We start from the raw sequence: 23,939 nt of genomic DNA on the forward strand, positions 1-23,939 counted from the left end.
GTTTGCCTAGATATCTCCCATGCTGACAAACCATTCCAATGCCCACCGCGCACGCAGAGCGCCCGGCCGCTCACGCGGGTTCGGCCTCGTGCAGGTGCTGCTGCTGATCTCCGTGATGGCAGGCCTTGCAACCATTGGCTACCTGCAGTGGCGCGAACGCTCGGCCGTGAACACCGCCCGCCAGGAACGCCAGGCCCTTTCGCAAGCAGACCGGGCCCTCATTGCATACGTCACGGTGGCCGGAAGCCTGCCTTGCCCTGACATCGACCGCGATGGTGTGGCGGACTGTGGCGCCGGCAACCAAAGTGGATGGTTGCCAACGGTCACCATGGCCCTGGCGGGTGTCGATGCCGGTGTGGATGTGGGCCAGTTGCGCTACCTCGTGCAGCGTGGGACGGGCACGAACAGCCTGACGGTGCTGGACGACTCCTGGAGGCCGCTGGAGTATGACGAAACCGGTCGCACTTTCGCCACCATGCGCGAGACCACTGCCACGGGCGGCACCTACACGGCCAACGTCCTTACGCTGCCGGACTTCTGCCAGCGGCTGGACGCAGGGCGGGCCATCGCTCCAGCTGCCGGCATGGCGGAGGTGAACGCGACACCTGTCAGGACCGTGGCCTATGCGCTCGTGCATCCGGGCAATGGGGACGCCAATGGCGACGGCAACCTGTTTGATGGAGCCAACACCGGGAGCGACAGCATGGTCGAAGACCCGGGCCGCCGGCCGGTGCTGGCGCTCTACAACGACATCGTGCTGGAGCGTTCACATGCCAGTCTCCTGTCCGCATTCCATTGCCACCCGTTGATCGACTCCATCAACACCATGGCCCTGGGGGTGGATGTGATTGAGCAGGTGCATGGCATGCGTACGGACAATATCGCCTCTGCCAAGGAGGCCGTGGCATTTGCCGCGCTGGGCGCCGCCATCACCGCCGTCGAAACCGGTGCATTGGTTCTGGAAACCATCTCGGATGCCGCCAATACCGTTGTCGACACGGTGACTTGTGCTGCCTCGCTGGGCTTGGCCGTCAACGCCTGTGCCGCCATCGGCATCCACGCGACTGCGACCGCATTGTCGGGAGGGGTCATATACCTCAACATTGCTTCCATCGCCGCAAACGTTGTGGCCGCTGTGATGGCCGGAAACGCGCTGGCCTTGGCCGATGGCAGTGCCGATCTGAGCGCGGTGTGCCCCACCATCGACCTCAGCTCTTCGGTCAATGCGGCCAAGACCGAGTGGGACAATGCCATCGCAGCCAGGCAAGCAAAACAGGCTGCGGTCACGAGCAAAACCAATGACGTGAACAACGCTGACACCAACAGGACCAATGCCATCAACCTGTTGATCGCGTATGTGAGAGCGGGCGCCACTTCCACGAACATCGATGACAGGGTGGCGACCCTGCAGACGGCTGCCACCACCTGGAACGACTACACGGCGGCCAAAACCAACGCGGACTACCGGATCGCGGACTACCAGGCTGCGGTGACCTCCTGGAGCGGTGAAGTCACGTCCTACGGGAACATGATCACCAACAGAACAGCATTGCTTGCCCAGCTCAATACGGACATCGCCTCGCTGAATGCGCAGATTGCTGTTGCGACCGATCCCGTTGCCAAGGCGGCGCTGCAAAAGACCATGCTGGAGAAGACCTCGCAGCGCACGCTGCTCAATGACCCCGTGGCGCTGCAGGCAGAGTACGACAAGGCCGTGACTGAGCGCAACAACGCCCAGACCAACCTTGCGACCGCCCAGAGCGATCTGGCCGCCGCGCAGGCCAACCTGGGGCCTGCGGCCACGGCTTTCCAAACAGCCTACAACGCTTTGGTTGACGCCGGACCCTACCGGCGCTTCAACGGAGCCACTGAAATCCAGCCGGGTTGCTCTTTGAGCAATGGACTGTGCCCCTTGGGGCCTGTCAACACTTCCTCCAATGTGCTGGCTGGTGTCGTGGATCTGTTTGGTGGATCCAGGACCAGCCCTGACCCGAACGCGAAATTCCTTTTGCCCATCAGGCTGCGCAAGGAACTCGCGATTCTGCAAAGCGAGCTGACAGTGGCCCAGAAGCGGGAAACGGATGCCCAAGCCATCTATCAGCAGCTCAAGACCCAGCAGGACAACCCGCCACCTTGCAACATCACCAACAATGGGGCCGTTACGCCCATGCCGATCGAACGGGCCATGGAAATCCTCCTGCGCGCCGACCAGAAGGGAGGCATCCGATGAAGCGCTTTCTTCTGCACCGGGAGCGCGGCCTGTCCTTGGTGGAACTGGCCGTGGCGATGGCCGTCATCGGTATTCTTGGCGTGCTGGTGTGGCGCTGGGTCGTTTCCACGCGTGAGCCTCTGCAGCGGCCCGCCATGCTGGCCCAGCTGGCGGAAGCCCAGTCGGCCGTGGAAGGTTTCGTGCTTGCCAACAGCACCATGCCGTGCCCTGCTTCAGATGCCCAGGGGGTCCAGGCCTGCGGCGATGCCGACGCGGTGTTCCTGCCGTGGCGTACCCTGGGCCTGGGCAGCCAATTCAACCAGATCCACTACGGCGTCAACCGCGGTGGGTCCATGGACCTGGCGCTCAATACCGCGACCGCCCCAAAACTGGCTTCCCCGGACTTGTATATCGAGTTCACCGGCCTTGCTGTGCCCGCGCACCAGACGGGGCTTACACCGAGCGCAGGTGTGACCTCCGCCTTGGCGAATGCGACCAGTGCCATTGGCAGGGCAAAAAATACCCGCCGCGCCGTGTTCAACGGCCTGGACTGGTGCGCCGTGCTGCGCCAGTATGCTGCCAACCCCACGGCGACAGGTGCGCTGTCTGCGGGGAATGCAACGGATTCCATTCCCGTGGCTTACGTCCTCGTGCACCCCGGTGAGAACAACCGTTTTGATGGCAACAATGCCGCAGGCGCCAATCCTGCGTGGAAATTCGATTTTCCAGGCCGCCCCCAGACCCACGATTTCGACGATCTGAGCCTGGCGGTCGGTCCATCCGACCTGAGCGCACGCATTGGATGCGCGGCCCGCCTGAGTGAAATGCAGGCGGCGGCGCAGGGGGCCTATGCCGCTTACGACACTGCACGGGTGATGCAGGAGTATTGGTCCCTGCGATTGTTCGACATCACAGCATCAGAGTCTGCCGTTCAAAGCGCAGAGACGGGTGTGGCGGTTGCCGCGATGGGCTTGGCACTTGCGACGGCCGGGGGGGTGCTGAGCATTGCGTCGGCCGCGAACACCGAGGGGGTGACCGCCTTTACCGTTGCGATTGCCGCCGTGAACCTGGGCGCATCGATTGCTGAAACCGTGCTTGCGGCCCAAGCGCTTGACGAAGCGAAGGCAGCGCTGGAGGTCTCGCGGCAAAAGCGCCTCGCCGCGGACACCTACGCCATCCAGGTCTACGAGTCGTTCACGAATGCCCTCACCGATGCCATCAATCTGGACGAGAAAGGGCTCAATCCATGAAGCGCAAAGTGAGGGGCTTTACTCTCGTCGAACTGTCGGTGGTGCTTCTGGCCCTGGGGATCATCCTGCCCGCTGCGGTGATCCTTTGGCAGCTGGCTGAGCGCCAGCGCGTCACGTCGGTGCAGATAACGGCGCAGCAGCAGGCGCGCGATGCCCTTGTGGGCTTTCTGCATGCCAATTACCGCCTGCCTTGCCCTGCGGCGGACGCCAATGGCGTGGAGGCCTGCTCCGACGGCGCGGGGCTGCGCCAGGTGGGTTTCCTGCCGTGGCGAGCGCTGGGGATTCCCAGCCTGGAGGCGAAGGCGTTGCGTTATGGCGTCTACCGCCGGCCCAATGCGGCAACCGCGCAACTGGACCAGGACCTGGCTGTTGCCCGTGACCGAATGAACCCGTTGCGCATTCGCACGCCAAAGCCCCGGCCTCAAAATGCGGATGGTCCCAACGCCACCGCGCCGCCCATTCCCCAGTCCACGGCGGTCCTGCTGGGGGCGACCCAGCCCGCGACCCAATCCGCGCCGCCTGCGGCTCCCATCTTCAATCCCTTGTGCGATGCCGCCAACGGTCCGCCGTGCCCGCTGGCAGGCAAGTCGACCACGCTGGTCGACGCCTGCCTTGCGCTGAACCTGGGGAGTGTCGTCATCCCTGCGCCTGCCGGAGGCCTCGCCACCACGCTGGGTGGCGTGAGGCGTTCGGTGGCGTTCGTGATCGCAGCGCCGGGCATGTTGGACGCCAACGGCGATGGGCAATCGTTCGATGGAGCGAATGCCACCGCCACCAGTGCTGCGCCTACCTTTGAGGCACCCGCAACGCGCGTCACCAACACCTACGACGACATCGTGATGGCTGCCAGCCACGCGGAGTTGTTTGCCGAATTGCATTGCGGTGCCGCGTTGTCCGCAATCTCCCACGCCCACTTCAACGCGGCCATGGGTGCTTTTGTGATTGAACGCTCGTTGTACGACTACCGTGACCAGTTGTTCATCTCCGTCAAGCTGGCAGAAGCCGACGTCGCAGCCGCTGCCGCAGGCATTGCAGGTGCTGCCGCAGGCGTGCTCGATGCCGCCAAGGAAATGGTGTCCGCCGTTGGCGACACCACCTACAGCGCCGGTGTCCGGTCTGCTCAGATCGGATTGGCTGCTGGGGGCATTGTGGCCGCGGGGATCAGCGTGGGACTGGCGGCATTCGCTCAGGTTGACGCGATTGCGTCGTTGGCCGAGGCCAAGGAAGTGCACAAAGACTTTGCCGAACGGACCACCGCCATGACAGACCTGTCGATCTCGATCAACAACAACACACTGACAGCCGATGCGATTGGCCATTGATTTCACGCTTACCGAGTCGCCTACCATGACCTCACTTCACACCGCATCCAGTTGCCGCACCCGTGTGCGCCGCCAGCGTGGTTTCTCGCTTTTGGAGCTGAGCGTCGTTCTGGTCGTCATCGGCCTGTTGATCGGCGCCGTGGCCGTGGGGCGCGATCTGCAGCGCTCTGCGGCCAACCAACGCCTGTCCACGGACTTCATCCAGGGCTGGCAACTGGCCTACGAGGCGTATTTCAACGGCGTGGGGCGCCCGCCAGGCGACAATGCGCTGGCGCCCACTGGCCGGGTCAATGGTGCGGTGACGCCTGCCGGAACGCCCCTGTGTGGTGCCGCCATGATTAACGCCTTTCTGGCCGCAGGCATCCGTGTCCCTACCGGGCGCACCGAAGGCCAGCAGGACCGTTACGTGTACCTGGATAGCAACGGCAACCCGCAGGAGGTGCAGGTCTGCTTCAGCAGCCTGAACTGGTCGGAGCCGGCCGCTGCGGTCGGCACCTATGTGGCGATGCCGCGCAACCTGATGGAAATCCGCAACGTGACCTATTCGCTGGCCGGAGCATTGGACCAGCAGATCGATGGCCGCAGTGATGCCCGTTTCGGCAGCCTGCGTGCTGCCTCGCTGGCGGCTGACGTTACCGCGAACAACCCTGGTCAGATTTGGCCCATCGACGACCGCATGGCCTTTGGCACGGTGGCTGTGACAACGCTGGACGAATCCCAAGTGGCTGTCGTGAATGCATTCTTCAAAATGACCCGCTAAGGGCTACTTCCCGTGCCTGCTGACGCAGGCCCGAGAGGGCCTCACACCCCCGCCAGCTGAAACCTCTGGTCAAAGTTCATCTTCCCCAGCACCTGCAGCGCAGCGGCCAGCAGGTTGCCGTCCACCTTGCTGATGTCGAGGCTGTAGCGCCGCTCGGTGGACACCACGTCCACACTCTTGCTGCCCCATTGCACGGCGACCAGCGGGGCAGGGCGGGTGCCCATGCCTGCGCCCACGAACACGCCGCGCTGCTCGGGGCGCAGCATGAACTCCAGCCGGGGTGTGCGCTTGAGCGTCAGGCGGTCTGCCCCCTGGGGGCCGAACGCAAACGAGACGATCCAGTCGTCTTCGTCTTCCACGGTCAGGATCGGGACACGCTGGGGTGGTGGCATGGTGGGCGGTGTTGATTGCTCGGCCGGCCCTGGTGGGGCCAGCAAGCCGGGCGGCGGTCAGTATGCCGTGCAATAGCCATGCCAGAAGAGGGGCGAACCCGAAGTTGGGTGTATCCAACGCTCTGCCGTGATTTGTCAGCAAAATGCAAGGACTGGCCCGGCGGGTTTCCCCAGGATGGGAGGCGAGGGCGTGGTATTGCACCAGGATGTTGCGCTCCCCCGCGTGCCGGGCCCGGTTTCAGCCCAGCGCCAACTCCCGCGCCAGCCGCCCCACGGTGGCCAGTGCCTCCTCAAAGCGCTCCTGCGCCGGGTGGCCGTAGTTGATGCGCACGCAGTGCGCAAAGCGCTGGTCGGCTGAGAAGATCTGCCCCGGCGCCAGGCTGATGCCCTGGGCCAGGGCCTGGCGGTGCAGGGCAAGGGCGTTGACCGACGCCGGCAGCTCCACCCACAGAAAGTACCCACCCTCGGGCCGCGACACCCGCGTGTCGGTGGGAAAATGCCGCCCGATGCAGGCCAGCGCGCGCTCCTGCTGGCGGGCCAGGCTGCGGCGCAATTGGCGCAGGTGCCGGTCGTAGCCGCCCTGGGCCAGGTACTCCGACAGGGCCTGCTGCGACGGCACGGCTGCTGCCAGCGTGGTCATGAGTTTCAGGCGCTGCACGGCGGTGGCAAAGCGGCCCGCCGCCACCCAGCCCACGCGGTAGCCGGGCGCCAGGCACTTGCTGAACGAGCTGCAGTGCATCACCAGCCCTTCGGTGTCGAAGGCCTTGGCCGGGGGCGGGCGCTCGGGGGCAAAGTGCAGCTCGCCATACACGTCGTCTTCGATCAGCGGCACCTGGTGGCGGGCGAGCAGGGCCACCAGGGCGCGCTTCTTGTCCTCGGGCATCAGGCTGCCCAGCGGGTTCTGAAAGCTCGGCATCAGCCAGCAGGCCTTGACCGGGTGGCGCGCCAGGGCCTCGGCCAGTGCGGCCAGGTCGATGCCCTCGCGCGGGTGGGTCGCCACCTCCACGGCTTTCAGGTTCAGCCGCTCCAGCGCCTGCAGTGCGGCATAGAAGGTGGGCGATTCGACCACCACGATGTCACCCGGCCGGGTCACGGCCTCCAGGCACAGGTTGAGCGCCTCCATGGCGCCGTTGGTGATGATGATCTCGCCCATGTCCACCGCCGTGCCGTGCAGGCCATAGCGCAGCGCGATCTGCTGGCGCAGGCGCTCGTCCCCGGGCGGCAGGCTCTGCACGATGCTCCAGGGGTCGAGCTTGCGCATGCCACTCGACAGGCAGCGCGCCAGCCGCTCGAAGGGGAACAGCTCCAGCCCCGGGAAGGCCGAGCCCAGCGGCACCAGGTCGCGGTCGCGTGCCGAGCCCAGCACCTCGAACACCAGGTCGCTGATGGCAACGCCGGTCGATCCTGCCGCTGGCTGCGAGGGCAGGGGCTCGGCCGGGGGCTGCTGTCCGGCGGTGGCAGGCAGGTGCGTGCTGACGTAGTAGCCCGAGCGCGGGCGCGCATGGATCAGGCCTTGCGCCTCCAGCAGGTAGTAGGCCTCGAACACCGTGGAGGGGCTGATGCCCCGGGTGCGGCTGGCCTCGCGCACCGAAGGCACGCGGTCGCCCGGGCGCAGCGCACCGCTGTGGATGAGCTGGGCGATGGCATCGGCGTGGCGTTCGTAGCGTTTCAAGGGAAGTATTGTTCTAGTACAAACTGATCTGTATTTTTAACCATAAACTGAATCTGTACTGTTTTTGGGGGCAGGCGTAGAGTCCGTTGTGTGTACTGACCTGGCGTGTTCCTTATAAAAAGCAGTCTCCCCATGATTGATCGTTTGCGCAGTCTGCTGCGCCCCCTTGCTCCATTGTGGATGGCTGCCACCCTGGGCTGCGGCCTGGCGGCTGCGCAACCTGCCACCCCGCCCGCGCCTGTGGCGGCCACCACCGTGTCCAGCGGCATGGCGCCGCGCGTGCTGGCCTGCGTCACCTGCCATGGCAAGGAGGGCCGCGCCACGCAGGAGGGCTACTTTCCGCGCATCGCGGGCAAGCCCGCAGGCTACCTGGCCAACCAGCTGATCAACTTCCGCGACGGGCGGCGCAGCTACCCGCAGATGACCAGCCTGATCGAGCACCTGACCGATGACTACCTGCGCGAGATGGCAGCCCACTTCGCTGCGCTCGACGTGCCGTATGTCCCACCGCCCGCACCCCAGGCACCACCCGCCGTGCTGGAAAAAGGCCGCCTGCTGGTGCAGCAAGGCGATGCGGCGCGCGGCATTCCGGCCTGCGTGCAGTGCCATGGCCAGGCCATGACGGGGGTGAACCCCTTCATCCCCGGCCTGCTGGGCCTGCCGCGCGACTACCTCAACAGCCAGCTCGGCGCCTGGAAGACCGGCCAGCGCCGCGCCCATGCGCCCGACTGCATGGCCGACATCGCGCGCCAGCTCACGCCCGACGACGTGAGCGCCGTATCCGCCTGGCTGGCCGCCCAGCCCGTGCCCGGCGGCGGCAAGCCGGCCGCCCGCCTAGCCCAGCCCATGCCTGCACGCTGCGGCGGGGTGGACGGCGTGCCCGTGGCCGCAGGCTGAGGGGGATGCCATGAGAACACGCACCATCCTCCGATCCATCTCCTTCACCTTGGCTGCGCTCGGCATTGCCGCAGCCGCCGTGATCACCCTGAACCTGCGCGGCGAGGAGCCGCTGCCATCCACCCCCGAAGCCTTTGCCTCCACCCCCGAACGGGTGGCGCGCGGCGAATACCTGGCGCGCGTGGGCAACTGCATGGCCTGCCACACCATGCAGGGCGGGGCGGCGTTCGCGGGCGGGCGCGGTATCGAGACACCCTTTGGCGTGGTGCACAGCTCCAACCTCACGCCCGACAAGGCCAGCGGCATCGGCCAGTGGTCGTCTGCCGAGTTCTGGCGCGCCATGCACCATGGCCGCTCGCGCGATGGGCGGCTGCTGTACCCGGCGTTCCCGTACCCCAACTACACCCAGGTCACGCGCGAGGATTCGGACGCCATCTACGCCTATCTGCAGAGCAGGCCCGCCGTGGACCAGGCCAACCGGCCGCATGCGCTGGGCTTTCCGTACAACACACAGGCTGCGCTGGCCGTGTGGCGGGCGCTGTTCTTCGCACCGGGCTTGGCGGTGGTCGCACCCACGCAGACGGCCGAGTACAACCGCGGCGCCTACCTGGTCAATGGCCTGGGCCACTGCACGGCCTGCCACACGCCGCGCAACGCCTTGGGCGCTACCAGCGACGCCATGGCCTTCAACGGCGGACTGATCCCGGTGCAGAACTGGTATGCCCCCGCGCTCAATGCCGCAGCCGAAGCCGGCGTGAAGGAGTGGCCGGTACAGGACGTGGTGGCCCTGCTCAAGACCGGCGTGGCACCCCACGGCTCGGTGATGGGCCCCATGGCCGAGGTGGTGTTCCGCAGCACCCAGTACCTGACCGATGCCGATGCGCGCGCCATGGCGGTGTATCTGCAGGACCTGCCGCAGCACACCGTGTCGCCACCACCCGCTGCGCCACCCGGCGCATCGGCCATGGCGCGCGGCGCCAAGGTCTACGAGCAGCAGTGCGCCCAGTGCCATGGCGACCAGGGCCAGGGGCAGGGCGGGCCCGGCGCCTTCCCCGCGCTGGCCGGCAACCGCGCCGTGGTGCTGGCCGACACCACCAACCTGGTGCGCGTGGTGCTGCAGGGCGGCTACTTGCCGGCCACGGCCGGCAACCCGCGCCCGCACGGCATGCCGCCGTTTCGCCATGTGCTGACGGATGAGGACGTGGCCGCTGTCGCCACCTTCGTGCGCAACAGCTGGGGCAACCAGGCTGCGGCGGTGGGCACCATCGAGGTCTACCGCGCCAAGGAACGGCGCGGCATGTAGGCTCAGGCGCCCAAGGGGTGCGCCTTCATCAGCGCCATTTACGACTCGGGCTTGATGTTGGTGTAGTTGGGCACATCGGCCGTGAGCACCGGTGCGGTCTTCTGTGCCGCCGCCTGGGCCTGCTCCACCGTCTCGAAGAAGGCATTGGTCAGCGCCACCACCTGGCCAGGGCGTGGCGGGCCGGGGTACATCACGCGGTCGCTTTCCAGCCGCACCAGGCCCAGCGGGCCCAGGGCCTCGCGCGCAATGCGCATGTGTTCGCCGTGGTAGTAGTCGTGGTCGAAGCGGGCGCCTTCGTGCCAGCGGTACAGGGCCGCAATCTTGATCATGCAGGGATCTCCACAAAGAATGGGCTGCCGGAGTGGCCGCCGTGCCGTGCACGTTAGGGGGCACCTTGGCGGTGAGCAGCCGCCTGCGCGACACGCATGCCCGCGCCTGTCACCCAGGCATCAGTGCGCTGGATTCTTCATCGTCGGTCTCGCCGAGGAAGCCGCCGCTCTGGTGCCCCCACAGCCGCGCATACACGCCGCCCTGCGCCAGCAGCTGCGCATGCGTGCCCTCTTCGATGATGCGCCCGGCATCCAGCACGATCAGCCGGTCCATGGCGGCGATGGTGGACAGGCGGTGGGCAATGGCGATCACCGTCTTGCCCTGCATCAGCCCGTCCAGGCTCTGCTGGATCGCCGCCTCCACCTCGGAGTCCAGCGCGCTGGTGGCCTCGTCGAGCAGCAGGATGGGCGCGTCCTTGAGCATCACACGCGCAATCGCTACGCGCTGGCGCTGCCCGCCCGAGAGCTTCACGCCGCGCTCGCCCACATGTGCCTCGTAGCCGGTGCGGCCCTGCAGGTCACTCAGCGTGGCGATGAATTCAGAGGCCTCGGCGCGCTGGGCAGCGGCCTGCAGGTCCTCCTCGTTCGCATCGGGGCGGCCGTAGAGGATGTTGTCGCGCATGGAGCGGTGCAGCAGTGAGGTGTCCTGCGTGACCATGCCGATGGAGCGGCGCAGGCTGTCCTGCGTCACGTGGGCGATGTCCTGCCCGTCGATCAGCACCCGTCCCGAGCGCACGTCGTGAAAACGCAGCAGCAGGTTCACCAAGGTGGACTTGCCGGCGCCGGAGCGGCCGATCAGCCCGATCTTCTCGCCGGGGCGGATGGTCAGGTTCAGTTGGTCGATCACTGGGCGGCCATTGTTGCCATAGGCAAAGGTCGCATCCTCGAACTTCACTTCGCCCTGCGTCACCTGCAGCGGCTTGGCATCGGGCGCGTCCACCACGGCACGCGGGCGCGTCAGGGTGTTGATGCCGTCCTGGATGGTGCCCACGCTCTCGAACAGCGTGGTCATCTCCCACATCACCCAGTGGGCGTGGCCCGATACGCGCAAGGTCATCGCCGTCACGGCGGCCACGGCGCCGGCGCCCACCTGGCCCAGCGACCACAGCCACAGGGCCGTGCCGCAGGCGCCCAGGATCATGCCCACCACCAGGATGTGGTTGACGATCTCGAACTGGCTCACCAGGCGCATCTGGGCATAGCCGGTGAGCTTGAAAGCGTCCATCGCGGCGCGCGCGAACTCCGATTCGCGCCGCGTGTGCGAGAACAGCTTCACCGTGGCGATGTTGGTGTAGGCGTCGGTGATGCGCCCCGTCATGGCCGAGCGCGCATCGGCCTGCGCCTTGCCCACCTTGCCCAGGCGCGGCACGAAGTACCAGCAGGCCAGGCCGTAGGCCACCATCCAGAGTACGAAGGGCGCCAGCAGGCGCACGTCGAACCCCGCCAGCAGCGCCAGGATGGTCACCAGGTACACACCCATGCCGATCACCACGTCGGTGGTGGTGAAGATCATGTCGCGCACCGCCAGCGCGGTCTGCATGATCTTGGTGGTGATGCGGCCCGCGAACTCGTCGGCATAGAAGGCCATGCTCTGGCCCAGCATCAGCCGGTGAAAATTCCAGCGCAGGCGCAGCGGGAAGTTGATGGCCAGCACCTGGTGCTTCACACTGGTCTGCAGCGCCACCAGGGCCACCGAACCGAGCAGCAGCACGGTGATGCCGATCAGCTCCGTGCGGCGCTCGGCCCACAGGGCCGCGGGCGAGACGCTGGAGAGCCAGTCCACCACATGGCCGAGCACGGCGAACAGCAGCGCTTCGTAGACCGCAATCGCTGCCGACAGGGCGGCCATGGCCACCACATGGCCGCGCAGGCCGCGCGTGCCGTCCCACACGAAGGCCATGAAATCCTTGGGCGGCAGGTGGGGTTCTTCGACAGGGTAGGGGGCTACGCGTTTCTCAAAAAATCCGAACAATGGGAGGGCTCCTTGGCGCGTGCCGCAGGCACGTTCTTTTGACCACATGGTAAGTGCCCTTGTGACCCGGCGCACCGGCAGGGGCATTGGGGCGGGGCGCGATGGGCGGGCACTGCATAGAATCCGCCCCCATGCACACCCGTCCCGCGTACCTTGCGTCCATCGATCTTCCCGAGCCCCTGGGGGGCCTGGCCACATGACGGCGCTCGCGCCCTGGACCTGGGCCATCATCGGCGTGGCCACCGCAGCGGTCATCGTACGGCCCTGGCGCCTGCCCGAGGCGGTTTGGGCAGTGGCCGGCGCGGCGCTGCTGCTGGCCTGCGGCCTGCTCACCCCCGCGCAGGCCTGGGCGGGCGTGCTGCGCGGGCATGACGTCTACCTGTTCCTGGCCGGCATGATGCTGCTGTCCGAACTCGCCCGGCGCGAGGGCGTGTTCGACTGGCTGGCCACCCTGGCGGCGAGGCAGGCCAAAGGCTCGGGCCGGCGCCTTTTCGTGTGGGTGTATGCGGTGGGCACGCTGGTCACGGTGTTCCTGTCCAACGACGCCACCGCCGTGGTGCTGACCCCGGCCGTGTTCGCCGTGGCGCGCGCGGTGGGGGCCTCGCCCTTGCCCTACCTGTTCATCTGCGCCTTCATCGCCAATGCGGCGAGTTTCGTGCTGCCCATCTCCAACCCGGCCAACCTGGTGGTCTGGGGCAGCGGCATGCCCTCGCTGGCGCACTGGCTGGCGCTGTTCGCGCTGCCTTCGCTGGCCTCCATCATCGTGACCTACGTGGCGCTGCGCTGGGTGCTGCGCAGCACCATCCCCGAAACCATCGCCACCACAGTGCCCGAGCACCCCTTGGGCCTGGGCGGCCGCGTGGCGGCAGGGGGCCTGGCGGTCTCGGTGCTGGTGCTGGTGGCCTGCGCATGGCTGCGCATCCCGCTGGGCTGGCCCACGCTGGGTGCTGCCCTGGGCACGCTGGCGTTGCTGGCCTTTGTATGCGGACGTGCGCCCTGGCAGGCGTTGCGCTCCGTCTCGTGGGATGTGCTGCCCCTGGTGGCGGGGCTGTTCATCTTCGTACAGGCGCTGGAGTTGACGGGCGTGGTGGGCCTCATGGCGGGCGCACTGCGCAACGCCGCCGCAGCCTGGCCGCAGGGCGCGGGCACGCTGCTCGGCGCCCTGCTGGGCGTGGCGACCAACCTGGTCAACAACCTGCCCGCAGGCCTGCTGGCCGGGGCCTCGCTCGACGCGGCATCCGCATCAAGCACCGTGCGGGCGGCCGCGCTGATCGGCATCGACCTGGGGCCGAACCTCTCGGTCACGGGCTCGCTGGCCACCATCCTTTGGCTTGCCGCGCTGCGGCGCGAGGGCCTGCACGTGGGGGCCTGGCAGTTCCTCAGGCTCGGGCTGGTGGTGATGCCGCCCGCCTTGCTGTCAGCGTTGCTGGTACTTCAAGCGGCGCACTCGATGCACCTGCTGGTGCCTTGATCGGTCAGGTCAGCAGGAACACCACGGCCACCGTGATCACGCCCAGCGCCAGGTTCACCCCCACCAGGGTGCGGATGGACGCCAGCGCCTTGCCGCCCGCTGGCCAGTCCGCAGCCGCCACGGCGACCTTGAGCCGCTTGAACAGCGCAAAGCGGATGTGGCCATAGACCGCCATCATCACCAGTCCGATGGTGGCCATGATGGTCCACGACAGCGGCATGGCAAAGCGCCCGCCCGTCTGCGCGGCCATGCGCGCGACGTTGCCGATCATCCACAGGCCCGAACCCAGCACCAGCACCACGGCCACCGACACGGCGGCGAAGAAGCGCTGCAGAACATCGTGCATCAGCTTAACGCGCTGCGGTGGCTCCAACGACAGCGTGGCCGGGCGCAGGAAGAAGTGGGCGAAGACCATGCCGCCGATCCAGACGATGAGGGACAAGACGTGGACGAACTTGAGCGCGGCGTAGAGCATGGCGGGCGGGCAGGGCGTGGGGCCCTGGTAGTGGTTGTAGTGGCCCGATTGTGCGGGCACCGGCGCCGGCCTGCCCGGAGGCCGTGCATGCCAAGGGGATTACATCCTCGCCAGTACCTGCGCGATGAACGGCCCCTTGGCCTCCGTGTAGCCCTCGCGGTCATGCCGGTACTGTACTGCCAGCTGGCGTTTGAGCGCCGCATAGCGTGCGGTCAGCGTGGAACTGCCCCGCAAGGCATCGCGGAACGCCAGGCGCTGCTGCCACAGGGCGCTGTGAAGCGGCACCAGGTGCAGGTGATGGGTGCGGTGCACGGGGCTGGGTTTGCAGAACCAGTGCAGTTGCTCCGGCTTGTAGGGGTAGTACAGGTAGTCGAGCGCGCTGGCTGCGGCAATGGCGTCGGCCGACTCCGCCAGCGAGCGCACCAGCGCCATGATGTCGATGATGGGCTTGGCGGGCAGGCCCGGCACGGCGGTGCTGCCGATGTGCTCCACCGGCCCGGCCAGCCAGGGCGCCAGCGCCTCTTGGAGCAGGCGGCGCTCGGCGTCGAACAGGGCGGGCCAGGCGGGGTTGTAGTCCACAACCTCGATCGGTGCGTCGTCTGTGCTTGATGCTGCAGAGGTGTTCATGGGGCAGTCAAAGGCGTCAGCCGCGCAGGAGCCGCCGGGCTATCCTGGGCCCCAGCAGGGCCAGGGCCAGCAGTGCGCACCACACCGCCCCATAGCACCAGCCTGCGGGGCCCGAGTGGCCCATGGATTCCCAGCCGGTCGCCGCCTCCACCCACGACCACCAGGGAAACAGCAGCAGCGTGAGCAGCGGCCCTGCGGGCAGCACCCAGGCCAGGGTGATCAGCCCACGCAATAGCAGCCCGTGGCGAGGCTGCCGGGGCGCGCCATCGTGGCCGGGTTGTCGAGGTTGGCGCTGCATACCCCGCATTTTGGCCCAGCCGTATCAGGCGATGGCTGGGGGCGAGTGCGGAGGCGGTCCCGTATGCACCTGGTTGCCGCCGTTCTTCTTGGAGACATACATCGCCTCGTCCGCATGCACCAGCAGGTGGTGCTCCTCGCGGCCATGGTCGGGGTAGATGGCCACGCCAATGCTGGGCTGCGTGTGCACAGGGCGGCCTTCCAGGTCGAAAGGGGGGCCAAAGGCGGCCAGGATCTTCTCGGCCATGGCATGGGCGTGCTCACGCGCATGGCCGCCTTCGAGCAGCACCACGAACTCGTCGCCGCCGATGCGCGCCACGGTGTCCGAGCCGCGCACGCATTCGAGCAGGCGCTGGGCCACGCGCTGCAGCAGCAGGTCGCCCATGGCGTGGCCCAGGGTGTCGTTCACCTCCTTGAAGCGGTCCAGGTCGATGAACATCAGCGACAGCAGGCTCTGGTCGCGCCGCGCGCGGGCCAGGGCGGTCTTGAGCCGGTCCAGGAACAGCTGGCGATTGGGCAGGTGCGTGAGCTGGTCGTACTGCGCCATGTGCGCCAGGCGCTCGTGCATCTGCTTGCGTTCTATCGCTGCGGCGACCTGGGTGGAGACGAATTGCAGCAGCTCCTTGTCCTTCTCGGTGTAGGCTGCGTGCTCGGTATAGCCCTGCACCACCAGGGCTCCAATGGCACCGTGGTGCGTGTGCAGAGGTACGCCCAGCCAATAAAGCGGCGCGTCCTCACCGTCGGGCAACCGCAGGTGTGCGGGCAGGGCGGCGCGGGTGCCGGGCGTTAGCAGCAGAGACTGCCCGCTGCGAATGACCTCGGCACACAGGGTGTCGTCCGCCAGCGCCAGGGTGCCGGGGGCGGGGTGGCGCTCGTTGACGTGGTAGGGGTAGCTCAGCACGTCCTGGGCTGCGTCGTAGAGCACCACCGAAAAGTTCACGGCCGCCAGCAGCTGCCCGATGACCTGGTGGATGTGTTCGAACAGCGCAATCAGGTCCTTGGCGGTGTGGGCCGCCTCCGAGATGGCATAGATGGCTGCGTGCATCACCTCGATGTTTTTGCGCTCGGTGATGTCGTGGGCCACGGCCAGGCGCACCTGTCGCTCCTCGATCCAGCGCGCCGTCCAGCGGATGTGCGCGATGCGGCCATCCTTGCGCACGTAGCGGTTCTCGAAGTGCAGCTGCAGTTGCCCCTGCATGATGGACCGGGCCTGGTCCGCAGTGGTGCCCCGGTCTTCGGGGTGCACCAGGTCCAGCATGCGCAGGCCCACGGCTTCATCGGGGCGGTAGCCAAAGATGCGCTCGAACGCCGGACTCACGAAAAGGATGCGGCTATCCGCATCGACGATACACACCGCGTCGAGCAAGAGATCGACAACGTTCAGGGAAGAAATGCTTTGCATGGGCAGGGCTGCCATTGGGGTCAATGCGTGCAAAGGAGCACTTTGCGGCCATTGTGCAGCGGTGCAAAGACATATGTGACAAGTTGTTTATCGATTGCTCTTTTATTGATAGCTGAAAACGCTTGAACAGCAAGTCGAAGAACGGCATTTTGCAATCTGCACGATGGTGTCTCCTGCGCGTCCCTTTTGTTGCCAACGCCGATCCTGAATGGGTCTGGTGTCGGTGCGTGCTACTCCCCACGGCCCCAGGGGTTACCCGCAGGCGTATTGCATAATCGCGAATCACTCGCATTATCACTTCCCTTGAGCCAATGGCCACCATCACCGCTTCCCGCCTGCACATCGTCGCGCGCATTGCCGCAGGCACGGTGGGCAGCTATGCGTTCACCTGGGGCTTCATTGCCCTCGGCATCGGCCTGCTGTTCGCGGCGGGGATGCCGTTCCACGATGCCGAGGCACTGGGCTACATCCTGGGCTTCATCGTGCTGCTGGTGGCTTTTCTCTGGGCCTTTTGCGCTGCCAGCCTGGTGCGTGTCTGGCTGGTGCTGGCCGGTGGCGGCGCCCTGATGGCCGGGGCTGCGTCCCTGGTCCAGAAAGCCCTGCTCTGATCCTTTTTTGCGGTGCGGCTCCCACCAGAGAGATCCCGCACCAGGAGATTGTTCGATGTTCCCAAATTTCCGGCTGTCCATGGCCTGGCTGCACACCTGGTTCGGCCTGGTGCTGGGCTTCGTGCTCATGGTGGTGTTCTTCTTCGGCTCGCTCTCGGTGTTCGACCGCGAGATCGACCGCTGGGCGATTCCCCAGTCGCGTTTCGAGCCGCAGCCCATGCCCTCGTTCGACAGGATCCTGCTGCCGGTCTTCAAGGACATGAAGCCCACGCCCGAGGCCATCGAGCAGGCGCGCAGCCGCGTCGATGGCCCCATGGCCGAGACCTTCCCCGTGCAGCGCTGGGGCGCCTACACCACCCACCGCGACCCAGTGCTGGGCCTGTTCTCGGGCCATGAGCTGCCCCATGCCAAGAACAAGGACGACAGCGTCTTCGGCACGCGCACCATCGACCCGCGCACGGGCGCGGCGCTGCCCGACGACCACCTCAAGATCGGCAGCCAGTTCTTCTACCCGCTGCACTACAGCCTGCACCTGGAGTGGAAGAATCTGGGCTACTGGATCGTGGGCTTTGCCGCCCTGGTGATGATGGTGGCGCTGGTCAGCGGTGTGGTCATGCACCGCAAGATCTTCCGCGAGCTGTTCACCTTCCGCCCGAAAAAGCACACCCAGCGCAGCGCGCTCGATCTGCACAACCTCACGGGTGTGGTGGCGTTGCCGTTCCACTTCATCTTCGCGCTGTCGGGGTTGGTGATTTTCGGGGGTATCTATTTCCCCGTCACGCACACTCAGCTCGAGCCCCTGCACGAGCTGCATGAAAAGCACGAGGCAAAGGAAACCGGCCTGCCGCACGAGAAGGCCGGAGTGCCGGCCACGCTGGCATCGGTCGACGCCATGGTGGCCGAGGCCCAGCGCCGCTGGGCCGCCAAGGGCATGGCGGGCGACGTGGGCTTTCTCTCTGTGCAGCATGTGGGCGATGCCAATGCCTATGTCAGCGTCTACCGCGCCGGCACCGACCGGGTGACGCTCACGGGCGAGGGCATCCATTTCAAGGGATCGACCGGCGAGTTGATCCGCGAAGACCCGCCTGTGACGGTGGTGGCCGGCATCAACAACTTCCTCACCGGCCTGCACCTGCAGCACTTTCGCCATTGGCTGCTGCGCTGGCTGTATGTGCTGGGTGGCCTGTCGGGCTGCGTGTGCATTGCCACGGGCTTCCTCTTCTATGTGGAAAAGCGCAAGCGCCAGCACGCGAAACAGACCGTGAGCGGCGCGCGCTGGGTCGACGCCTTTGCCGTCACCACCGTCACCGGCATGCTCATCGCCACCTTCTCCATGCTGATCGGCAACCGCCTGCTGCCCACCGACCTGCCGGCGCGCGGCAATGTGGAGCAGTACCTCTTCTGGGGTGCCTGGGTGCTGGCCTGCGCGCACGCCATCTGGCGCACCGCCCCCATGGGCGAGGCGCGCATGTCCCCGGCCTGGGCCGAGCAGTGCTGGGCCGCGGCCGTGCTGGCCGTGGCGGCCGTGCTGCTCAACTGGGTGACCACGGGCGACCACCTGCTGCGCACCATCGCCAACGGCTACTGGCCTGTGGCCGGGGTGGATCTGGCGCTGCTGGCCGCCGCAGCACTGGCCGTGGTCGCAGCCCGCCGGCTCAGGCGCCGCGCGCTGGGCCCATCCGTACAGGCCAAGGCGGCTCGCTCGCCAGAGGTGGCCAATGCCTGACTCGCTGCTCTATGCCGTGGCCCTGGTGGCCAACCTGACGGGTCTTGCCTGGCTGGCCCTGTCGATGGACGTGCACTGGGAGCAAGCGCGCGGGACCGTGCCGGCGCCGCGCCGCGCCGTGGTGCTGCTGCGCTGGTTGGGGACTGCGGTGGTGGCCTCGTCACTGGCGGTGTGCCTGTCGGTTGACCATGGCTCCATGGCCTCGCTGGTCTGGTTCATGGTGCTGGCCGGCTCGGCGCTCACCATTGCCTTCACCCTGGCCTGGATGCCGCGCCTGCTGGCGCCGCTGGTGGCCTGGGTGCCGGCGGCCACGTCCCGCTGAAATGACAAACCCACCCTGCGTCCGGACGGCGCGGGTGGGTTCACCCCCAAACGGCTGGCGAACAGGCAGGGCCATGGGCTATCCTGCCGGCCGTCAGATCACTCCAGCTTCAGCTTCTGCTTGGCGACCACGCCCTTGTACAGCTCGAACTCGGCCTTGGCCTGCGCTGCAAATTCCTGCGGGGTGTTGCCCACCACCAGCGAGCCCGTCTCCTCGATGCGCTTTTTCACGGCGGGGTCTTCCAGTGTCTTGCGCACGGCTTGCGAGATGCGCTCCACCACGGCCGGCGGCAGGCCCTTGGGGCCGTGGATGCCGTAGAAGGCCATGCGGTTCACGGGCTCGAAGCCCACTTCCTTGAAGGTCGGTACGTCGGGCAGCGAGGCCAGGCGCTGCGGGGCTGCCACGGCAATGGCGATCAGGCGCTTGTCCTTGATGAAGGGCAGGGCGGAGGGCAGGTTGTCGAAGATCATCGGCACCTGGCCCGATACCGCGTCGTTCAGCGCCGGGCCTGCGCCCTTGTAGCCGATGTGCTCCAGGTCCAGGCCGGTCAGTGACTTGAACAGTTCCATTTGCAGGTGGCCGATGCCGCCCGTGCCCGAGCTGGCGAACGAATACTTGCCGGGGTGGGCCTTGACCTCGGCCATGAAGCCCTTGAAGTCCTTGCCCGCAAAGCTGGGGTGCACAGCCAGCACATTGGGTGTGGCCGCCATGTTGACGATGGAGGTGAAGTCCGTGAGCGGGTTGTACTTGGCCGCCGGGTTGATGGCCGGGGCCGATGCCACGGTGGACACCGTGGCCACGCCCAGGGTGTAGCCATCCGCAGGGGAGCGCGCGATTTCCGTCGCGCCCACCACGCCGCCGGCTCCGGCCTTGTTTTCGACCACCACGGGCTGGCCCAGCGCCGTGCCCAGCGACTGGCTGACCACGCGGGCCACGATGTCGGTGGTGCCGCCGGGGGCAAAAGGCACGATCAGCCGCACGGGCTTGTTCGGGTAGTCCTGTGCCAGTGCGGGGGCTGCGCCGACGAGCAGGCCAGCGGCAATGGCCACGGCGCTGCAGAGCTTGGAAGAAGGTTGTGTCGATGTCATGTGTTGTCTCCTGACGGGTTGTGGTGCGAAAAGGCAGAGCTGCGTTGGCCGCAAGGCCCGCCCTGGGCTTTTCGCAGCTTGTGTGCCAGGCGCTGCCGTGTGGCACCTGGCGGGCCGCCAGGCCGCGCCGCCATTGGGTTTGGCCCACGGGGGCCGGCATGGAAATCCATGCGCTGGTCCGTAAAAACTGGCGGATTTCCACACGAAAACCCCCGGTTTGTGCGGATTTTCAGACAGCGCCCCTTGTCAACCGGGTATCGCCTTGCCTGCAGGGTGCGGGGAGCGCCGCACAATGCGGGCAAGGCTGCCGCGCAATGGCAGTGCCGTTGACCTTCTGTTGCCGATCCGTTTGAAACCCACCCGTTCGCTGTTGACTTCCGGCCTGGCGCTGTTGGCCTGCGTGTTCGTGGGTGCGCTGGCCTACCGCTGGTCGCTCGACGCCCAGCTGTCTGGGCAGCAGCGCGCCGCCAGCCAGCGGCTGGCCTTTGCGGCCCAAAGCCTGGAGTCGCTGCTGCAGCGCAATGAGGCGCTGCCCGCCCTGCTGGCGCTGCACAGCCGCACCAACCTGGCCCTGCAGCGGCCCGATGCGAAGAACCTGCAGGCCGCCAACGCCTACCTGGCATCGGCAGTGGCGCTGGCCGACGTGGACACGGCCTATGTGATGAACACCGAGGGCCTCACGCTGGCCGCCAGCAACTGGAACCTGCCGAGCAGCTTCGTTGGCCAGAACTACCGCTTTCGCCCGTATTTCGAGGCGGCCATGCAGGGGCGCACCGGGCGCTTCTTCGGTGTGGGCGTGACCACGGGCAAGGCCGGCTACTTCATGGCGTCGGCCCTGCCGCCCGAGGCGCCCGCGCCCGGCGTGGTGGCGGTCAAGATCTCGCTCGACGCCTTCGAGGCGGCGCTGGCCGGTGGCGGCGACACCGTGCTGTTGGCGGACAGGGAGGGCGTGGTCTTTCTGAGCACCGAGCCCGCCTGGCGCTACCGCACGCTGGCCCCGCTGCCGGCCGAGGTGCGCACCCGCCTGCAGGGCGTGCAGCAGTATGGCAACCACCCGCTGACCCCTTTGCACGCCGAGGCATCCCTGCCTGCCGATGGCGACACCCTGCGCCTGCAGCAGGCCGGGCATTTGCGCGACTTCAGCGTGGCCGCGCGCAGCGTGGGCCCGCTGGGCTGGCAGATGCTGCTGCTGGCCGACCAGCGCCCGGCCCGGCAGGAGGCGCTGGTCGCGGGCCTGGCCGGCGGCCTGTGCGCGGCGCTGGTGCTGGGCCTGGCGCTGCTGCGCCGGCTCGACCGGCTGGGCCGCGCCGAGCGGGCCGCCAGTGCCCAGCGTCTGCGCGAGGCGCACGGCATGCTGGAGGTGCAGATCGCCCAGCGCACCCGAGAGATCACCGCCGCCAACGCCGCGCTGGAAGACCGCGTGCGCGACCTGCAGCAGGCCGAGCAGATCGTGCGCGGCACCCGTGATACGGCGGTGCAGGCCGGCAAGCTCGCGGTGCTGGGCCAGATGGCCGCCGGCATGAGCCATGAGCTGAACCAGCCCCTGGCCGCCCTGCAGACCCTGTCGGACAACGCCATCGCCCTGCACCAGCGCCAGCGCGGGGAGGACGTGGCCGAGAATCTGCGCCTCATCAGCCAACTGGCCGGGCGCATGGGCCGCATCGTGCGCCAGCTCAAGAGCTTCGTGCGCAAGGAGCCGCCGGCCCTCAGCCCCTGCAGCGTGCGCGAGGCGCTGGACCATGCCCTGCTGTTGCTGGCCCCGCGTTGCCAGGCGGTGGATGCGCAGATCGCAGTGGCTGACTTCGACGAGGCGCTGTGTGTGCTGGCCGATGCCACGCGGCTGGAACAGGTGCTGGTGAACCTGCTGCGCAACGGGCTCGACGCCGTGCAGCACCAGGCGGTGCGCGAGGTGCGCTTTGCCGTGGAGGTGCAGGCCGATGGGCGCGTGCTGCTGCGTGTGGCCGATACCGGCCGCGGCATGGACCCCGAGGTGCAGACCCATCTGTTCGAGCCCTTCTACACCACCAAGGCGGGCGAGGGCCTGGGCCTGGGGCTGGCCGTGTCGCGCATCATCGTCGAAGGCATGGGGGGCACGCTGGCGGCGTCCAACCTGCCGGAAGGCGGCGCCGAGTTCACCGTCCGCCTGCCTAGGGCTGCGGGCGTTGTAGCGCAAGGCAAGGCCGCCCACCCCGCCACACAGGACCTTCCATGAACCCCTCCGCGGCAGACCCACCGACCGTCTACCTCGTCGAAGACGACGCCATGGTGCGCCGCGCCTACGCGCAGGCGCTGTCGCTGGCCGACATCGAGGTGCGCGCCTTCGCCAATGCCCAGGGCGCGCTCGACGCCTTCGGCCAGGACCGGCCGGCCGTGGTCGTCACCGACATCCAGATGCCGGGCATGAGCGGCATGGACCTGCTGCGCACCCTGCGCGCGCTGGACGCCGACCTGCCCGTGGTGCTGGTGACAGGCCATGGCGACGTGGCCTTGGCCGTGGATGCGATGCGCGACGGCGCCTACGACTTCATCGAAAAGCCGTTTTCGTCCGAGCACCTGGTGGCCACCGTGCGGCGTGCGCTGGAGCGCCGCGCCCTGGCCGAGGAACTGCGCGTGCTGCGCGAGCGCAACCCGCGCGATGCCCTGGCCACGCTGGTCGGCCCATCGCCCGGCATGGCCGAGGTGCGCCGCCTGGTGGCCGCCCTGGCGCCGCTCAGCGTGGACGTGCTGCTGCACGGCGAGACCGGCGCTGGCAAGGAGGTGGTGGCCCGCGCGCTGCATGCGGCCAGCGGGCGCAGCGGCCCCTTCGTGGCCATCAACTGCGGCGCGCTGCCCGAGAGCATCATCGAGAGCGAGCTCTTCGGCCACGAGCCCGGCGCCTTCACCGGCGCCACGCGCCGGCGCATCGGCAAGATCGAGCATGCCAACCAGGGCACGCTGCTGCTCGACGAGATCGAGTCCATGCCGCAGGCCCTGCAGATGCGCCTGTTGCGCGTGCTGCAGGAGCGCGAGATCGAACGCCTGGGCAGCAACCTGAGCGTGCCCATCACCTGCCGCGTGGTGGCCGCGTCCAAGGTCGACCTCAAGGCACTGGCCGTAGAGGGCCAGTTCCGCGCCGACCTGTACTACCGCCTGCACGTGGCCAGCATCGCCATACCGCCGCTGCGCGAGCGCCCGCAGGACATCCCCGTGCTCATGGCCCACTTCATCGACCAGGCCGCGGCGCGCCATGGCCGTCCCGCCCCCGCGTGGACCGACCGCGATCTGGCCGCCTGGATGGCCCACGACTGGCCTGGCAACGTGCGCGAACTGCGCAACGCCGCAGAGCGCCTGTGCCTGGGCCTGCCCATGGAGTCGCTGGGGGAGGGTGATGCGTCAGCCCCCTCGCTGGCCGCCCGCGTGGACGCCTTCGAACGCAAGCTGCTGCGCGACACCCTGCGCCTGACCCAGGGCAACGTGGCCCGCGCGGCCGAGATGCTGCAGATGCCGCGCAAGACCGTGTACGACAAGCTGCAGCGCCATGGGCTCATACCGGGGGATTTCGCGGCGCGCCAAGGGGCGAGGGCGTAGCCCTATATATGAGAGAGCAAGGGGAGGGCTCTGGAGCGCAGTTCTTCCATCGCAGGCAAAGACGCAAATTCCCCGGGTTTTCCCTGCCACCCCTCAAAAGTAGTGCTATAGTCGAGGGCTTCGCTACCAAGACCTCTGTTCACAGAAGTCGGTCGGCTGAAGGTGCTGCCCAGGTAGTACTTTCGGAGGTTTGGGTAGACCGAAGCGAACTTTGCAAAAAGTTGGGGTCTTTGAGAAAAGCGAGCAAAAA

At 67.4% G+C, this 23,939-nt stretch carries 21 protein-coding genes; 12 read left to right on the top strand and 9 right to left on the bottom strand.

Annotated features, from left to right (window positions below; translation table 11 throughout):
• The first annotated feature begins 19 nt into the window (after window positions 1-19).
• From ASE28_RS24940 to ASE28_RS24955, 4 genes are read left to right on the top strand one after another with little or no spacing between them, the layout of a single operon-like run.
• Window positions 20-2,230 (top strand): hypothetical protein, encoded by a 2,211-nt coding sequence (locus tag ASE28_RS24940; RefSeq protein ID WP_057268905.1) that lies wholly within the window; start codon window positions 20-22, stop codon window positions 2,228-2,230.
• Complete coding sequence (locus ASE28_RS24945; RefSeq protein ID WP_057268906.1) at window positions 2,227-3,459, top strand: type II secretion system protein; 1,233 nt, start codon at window positions 2,227-2,229, stop codon at window positions 3,457-3,459. The genes ASE28_RS24940 and ASE28_RS24945 overlap by 4 nt, the downstream gene beginning before the upstream one ends.
• Window positions 3,456-4,781, top strand: a complete 1,326-nt coding sequence (locus ASE28_RS24950; protein ID WP_057268907.1) for a type II secretion system protein — start codon at window positions 3,456-3,458, stop codon at window positions 4,779-4,781. Before ASE28_RS24945 ends, ASE28_RS24950 begins: the two co-directional genes overlap by 4 nt.
• Window positions 4,782-4,806: 25 nt before the next feature.
• Entirely contained in the window at window positions 4,807-5,541 is a 735-nt protein-coding gene (locus tag ASE28_RS24955) for a prepilin-type N-terminal cleavage/methylation domain-containing protein (RefSeq protein ID WP_057268935.1), read from the top strand.
• 41 nt (window positions 5,542-5,582) lie between these two features.
• Here the strand turns inward: ASE28_RS24955 and ASE28_RS24960 are convergent, their stop codons facing one another.
• Window positions 5,583-5,933 carry a hypothetical protein gene (locus tag ASE28_RS24960; protein WP_057268908.1) on the bottom strand — a complete coding sequence of 117 codons (351 nt, stop codon included), beginning with the start codon at window positions 5,931-5,933 and terminating at the stop codon, window positions 5,583-5,585.
• Between the two features lie 238 nt (window positions 5,934-6,171).
• On the bottom strand, window positions 6,172-7,605 hold the full coding sequence (locus ASE28_RS24965) for a PLP-dependent aminotransferase family protein (protein WP_057268909.1): 1,434 nt from the start codon (window positions 7,603-7,605) through the stop codon (window positions 6,172-6,174).
• Between the two features lie 132 nt (window positions 7,606-7,737).
• Between ASE28_RS24965 and ASE28_RS24970 the strand changes: the two genes are divergently transcribed.
• Together ASE28_RS24970 and ASE28_RS24975 are read left to right on the top strand one after the other, a co-directional pair.
• Complete coding sequence (locus ASE28_RS24970; protein WP_057268910.1) at window positions 7,738-8,502, top strand: c-type cytochrome; 765 nt, start codon at window positions 7,738-7,740, stop codon at window positions 8,500-8,502.
• 10 nt (window positions 8,503-8,512) lie between these two features.
• Window positions 8,513-9,805 (top strand): cytochrome c, encoded by a 1,293-nt coding sequence (locus ASE28_RS24975; RefSeq protein ID WP_057268911.1) that lies wholly within the window; start codon window positions 8,513-8,515, stop codon window positions 9,803-9,805.
• Window positions 9,806-9,843: 38 nt separating this feature from the next.
• On the opposite strand, the gene ASE28_RS24980 is transcribed toward ASE28_RS24975, so the two are convergent.
• Both ASE28_RS24980 and ASE28_RS24985 read right to left on the bottom strand, forming a co-directional pair.
• Complete coding sequence (locus ASE28_RS24980; RefSeq protein ID WP_057268912.1) at window positions 9,844-10,134, bottom strand: EthD family reductase; 291 nt, start codon at window positions 10,132-10,134, stop codon at window positions 9,844-9,846.
• Window positions 10,135-10,243: 109 nt separating this feature from the next.
• Window positions 10,244-12,106 (bottom strand): ABC transporter ATP-binding protein, encoded by a 1,863-nt coding sequence (locus ASE28_RS24985; RefSeq protein WP_057268913.1) that lies wholly within the window; start codon window positions 12,104-12,106, stop codon window positions 10,244-10,246.
• Window positions 12,107-12,302: 196 nt separating this feature from the next.
• Between ASE28_RS24985 and ASE28_RS24990 the strand changes: the two genes are divergently transcribed.
• Entirely contained in the window at window positions 12,303-13,577 is a 1,275-nt protein-coding gene (locus ASE28_RS24990) for an arsenic transporter (RefSeq protein WP_057268914.1), read from the top strand.
• 4 nt (window positions 13,578-13,581) lie between these two features.
• Here ASE28_RS24990 and ASE28_RS24995 read toward each other — a convergent pair whose 3' ends face one another.
• The 4 genes from ASE28_RS24995 to ASE28_RS25010 form a co-directional block, all read right to left on the bottom strand.
• A complete protein-coding gene (locus ASE28_RS24995) occupies window positions 13,582-14,052 on the bottom strand; it encodes a CopD family protein (protein ID WP_057268936.1) in 471 nt (156 codons plus the stop codon).
• A 99-nt stretch (window positions 14,053-14,151) separates the two neighbouring features.
• Window positions 14,152-14,679, bottom strand: a complete 528-nt coding sequence (locus tag ASE28_RS25000) for a GrpB family protein (RefSeq protein ID WP_082608251.1) — start codon at window positions 14,677-14,679, stop codon at window positions 14,152-14,154.
• 16 nt (window positions 14,680-14,695) lie between these two features.
• Window positions 14,696-14,977, bottom strand: a complete 282-nt coding sequence (locus tag ASE28_RS25005; RefSeq protein ID WP_157422124.1) for a hypothetical protein — start codon at window positions 14,975-14,977, stop codon at window positions 14,696-14,698.
• A 24-nt stretch (window positions 14,978-15,001) separates the two neighbouring features.
• Entirely contained in the window at window positions 15,002-16,378 is a 1,377-nt protein-coding gene (locus tag ASE28_RS25010) for a GGDEF domain-containing protein (protein ID WP_057268938.1), read from the bottom strand.
• A gap of 311 nt (window positions 16,379-16,689) precedes the next feature.
• Here ASE28_RS25010 and ASE28_RS25015 point away from each other — a divergent pair, with 311 nt between their 5' ends.
• Genes ASE28_RS25015 through ASE28_RS25025 form a run of 3 tightly spaced genes read left to right on the top strand, consistent with a single transcriptional unit; the run spans window position 16,690 to window position 19,034 of the window.
• Window positions 16,690-16,986, top strand: a complete 297-nt coding sequence (locus ASE28_RS25015) for a hypothetical protein (RefSeq protein WP_057268916.1) — start codon at window positions 16,690-16,692, stop codon at window positions 16,984-16,986.
• Window positions 16,987-17,041: 55 nt separating this feature from the next.
• Window positions 17,042-18,712 carry a PepSY domain-containing protein gene (locus tag ASE28_RS25020; RefSeq protein WP_057268917.1) on the top strand — a complete coding sequence of 557 codons (1,671 nt, stop codon included), beginning with the start codon at window positions 17,042-17,044 and terminating at the stop codon, window positions 18,710-18,712.
• Window positions 18,705-19,034 (top strand): DUF3325 domain-containing protein, encoded by a 330-nt coding sequence (locus ASE28_RS25025; RefSeq protein ID WP_057268918.1) that lies wholly within the window; start codon window positions 18,705-18,707, stop codon window positions 19,032-19,034. Before ASE28_RS25020 ends, ASE28_RS25025 begins: the two co-directional genes overlap by 8 nt.
• A gap of 98 nt (window positions 19,035-19,132) precedes the next feature.
• On the opposite strand, the gene ASE28_RS25030 is transcribed toward ASE28_RS25025, so the two are convergent.
• Complete coding sequence (locus tag ASE28_RS25030; protein WP_057268919.1) at window positions 19,133-20,122, bottom strand: tripartite tricarboxylate transporter substrate binding protein BugE; 990 nt, start codon at window positions 20,120-20,122, stop codon at window positions 19,133-19,135.
• Between the two features lie 349 nt (window positions 20,123-20,471).
• Between ASE28_RS25030 and ASE28_RS25035 the strand changes: the two genes are divergently transcribed.
• A complete protein-coding gene (locus ASE28_RS25035; RefSeq protein ID WP_057268920.1) occupies window positions 20,472-22,334 on the top strand; it encodes an ATP-binding protein in 1,863 nt (620 codons plus the stop codon).
• A complete protein-coding gene (locus ASE28_RS25040) occupies window positions 22,331-23,689 on the top strand; it encodes a sigma-54 dependent transcriptional regulator (protein ID WP_057268921.1) in 1,359 nt (452 codons plus the stop codon). The genes ASE28_RS25035 and ASE28_RS25040 overlap by 4 nt, the downstream gene beginning before the upstream one ends.
• Window positions 23,690-23,939: the final 250 nt, after the last annotated feature.

The sequence above is a fragment of the Acidovorax sp. Root219 genome, from assembly GCF_001428665.1.
Classification (GTDB): domain Bacteria; phylum Pseudomonadota; class Gammaproteobacteria; order Burkholderiales; family Burkholderiaceae_C; genus Acidovorax.

Coding starts and splice junctions, on each gene's coding strand:
- ASE28_RS24940 (WP_057268905.1), top strand. CDS start 20: ATGCTGACAAACCATTCCAATGCCCACCGCGCACGCAGAGCGCCCGGC.
- ASE28_RS24945 (WP_057268906.1), top strand. CDS start 2,227: ATGAAGCGCTTTCTTCTGCACCGGGAGCGCGGCCTGTCCTTGGTGGAA.
- ASE28_RS24950 (WP_057268907.1), top strand. CDS start 3,456: ATGAAGCGCAAAGTGAGGGGCTTTACTCTCGTCGAACTGTCGGTGGTG.
- ASE28_RS24955 (WP_057268935.1), top strand. CDS start 4,807: ATGACCTCACTTCACACCGCATCCAGTTGCCGCACCCGTGTGCGCCGC.
- ASE28_RS24960 (WP_057268908.1), bottom strand. CDS start 5,933: ATGCCACCACCCCAGCGTGTCCCGATCCTGACCGTGGAAGACGAAGAC.
- ASE28_RS24970 (WP_057268910.1), top strand. CDS start 7,738: ATGATTGATCGTTTGCGCAGTCTGCTGCGCCCCCTTGCTCCATTGTGG.
- ASE28_RS24975 (WP_057268911.1), top strand. CDS start 8,513: ATGAGAACACGCACCATCCTCCGATCCATCTCCTTCACCTTGGCTGCG.
- ASE28_RS24980 (WP_057268912.1), bottom strand. CDS start 10,134: ATGATCAAGATTGCGGCCCTGTACCGCTGGCACGAAGGCGCCCGCTTC.
- ASE28_RS24990 (WP_057268914.1), top strand. CDS start 12,303: ATGACGGCGCTCGCGCCCTGGACCTGGGCCATCATCGGCGTGGCCACC.
- ASE28_RS24995 (WP_057268936.1), bottom strand. CDS start 14,052: ATGCTCTACGCCGCGCTCAAGTTCGTCCACGTCTTGTCCCTCATCGTC.
- ASE28_RS25000 (WP_082608251.1), bottom strand. CDS start 14,679: ATGAACACCTCTGCAGCATCAAGCACAGACGACGCACCGATCGAGGTT.
- ASE28_RS25005 (WP_157422124.1), bottom strand. CDS start 14,977: ATGCAGCGCCAACCTCGACAACCCGGCCACGATGGCGCGCCCCGGCAG.
- ASE28_RS25010 (WP_057268938.1), bottom strand. CDS start 16,378: ATGCAAAGCATTTCTTCCCTGAACGTTGTCGATCTCTTGCTCGACGCG.
- ASE28_RS25015 (WP_057268916.1), top strand. CDS start 16,690: ATGGCCACCATCACCGCTTCCCGCCTGCACATCGTCGCGCGCATTGCC.
- ASE28_RS25020 (WP_057268917.1), top strand. CDS start 17,042: ATGTTCCCAAATTTCCGGCTGTCCATGGCCTGGCTGCACACCTGGTTC.
- ASE28_RS25025 (WP_057268918.1), top strand. CDS start 18,705: ATGCCTGACTCGCTGCTCTATGCCGTGGCCCTGGTGGCCAACCTGACG.
- ASE28_RS25030 (WP_057268919.1), bottom strand. CDS start 20,122: ATGACATCGACACAACCTTCTTCCAAGCTCTGCAGCGCCGTGGCCATT.
- ASE28_RS25040 (WP_057268921.1), top strand. CDS start 22,331: ATGAACCCCTCCGCGGCAGACCCACCGACCGTCTACCTCGTCGAAGAC.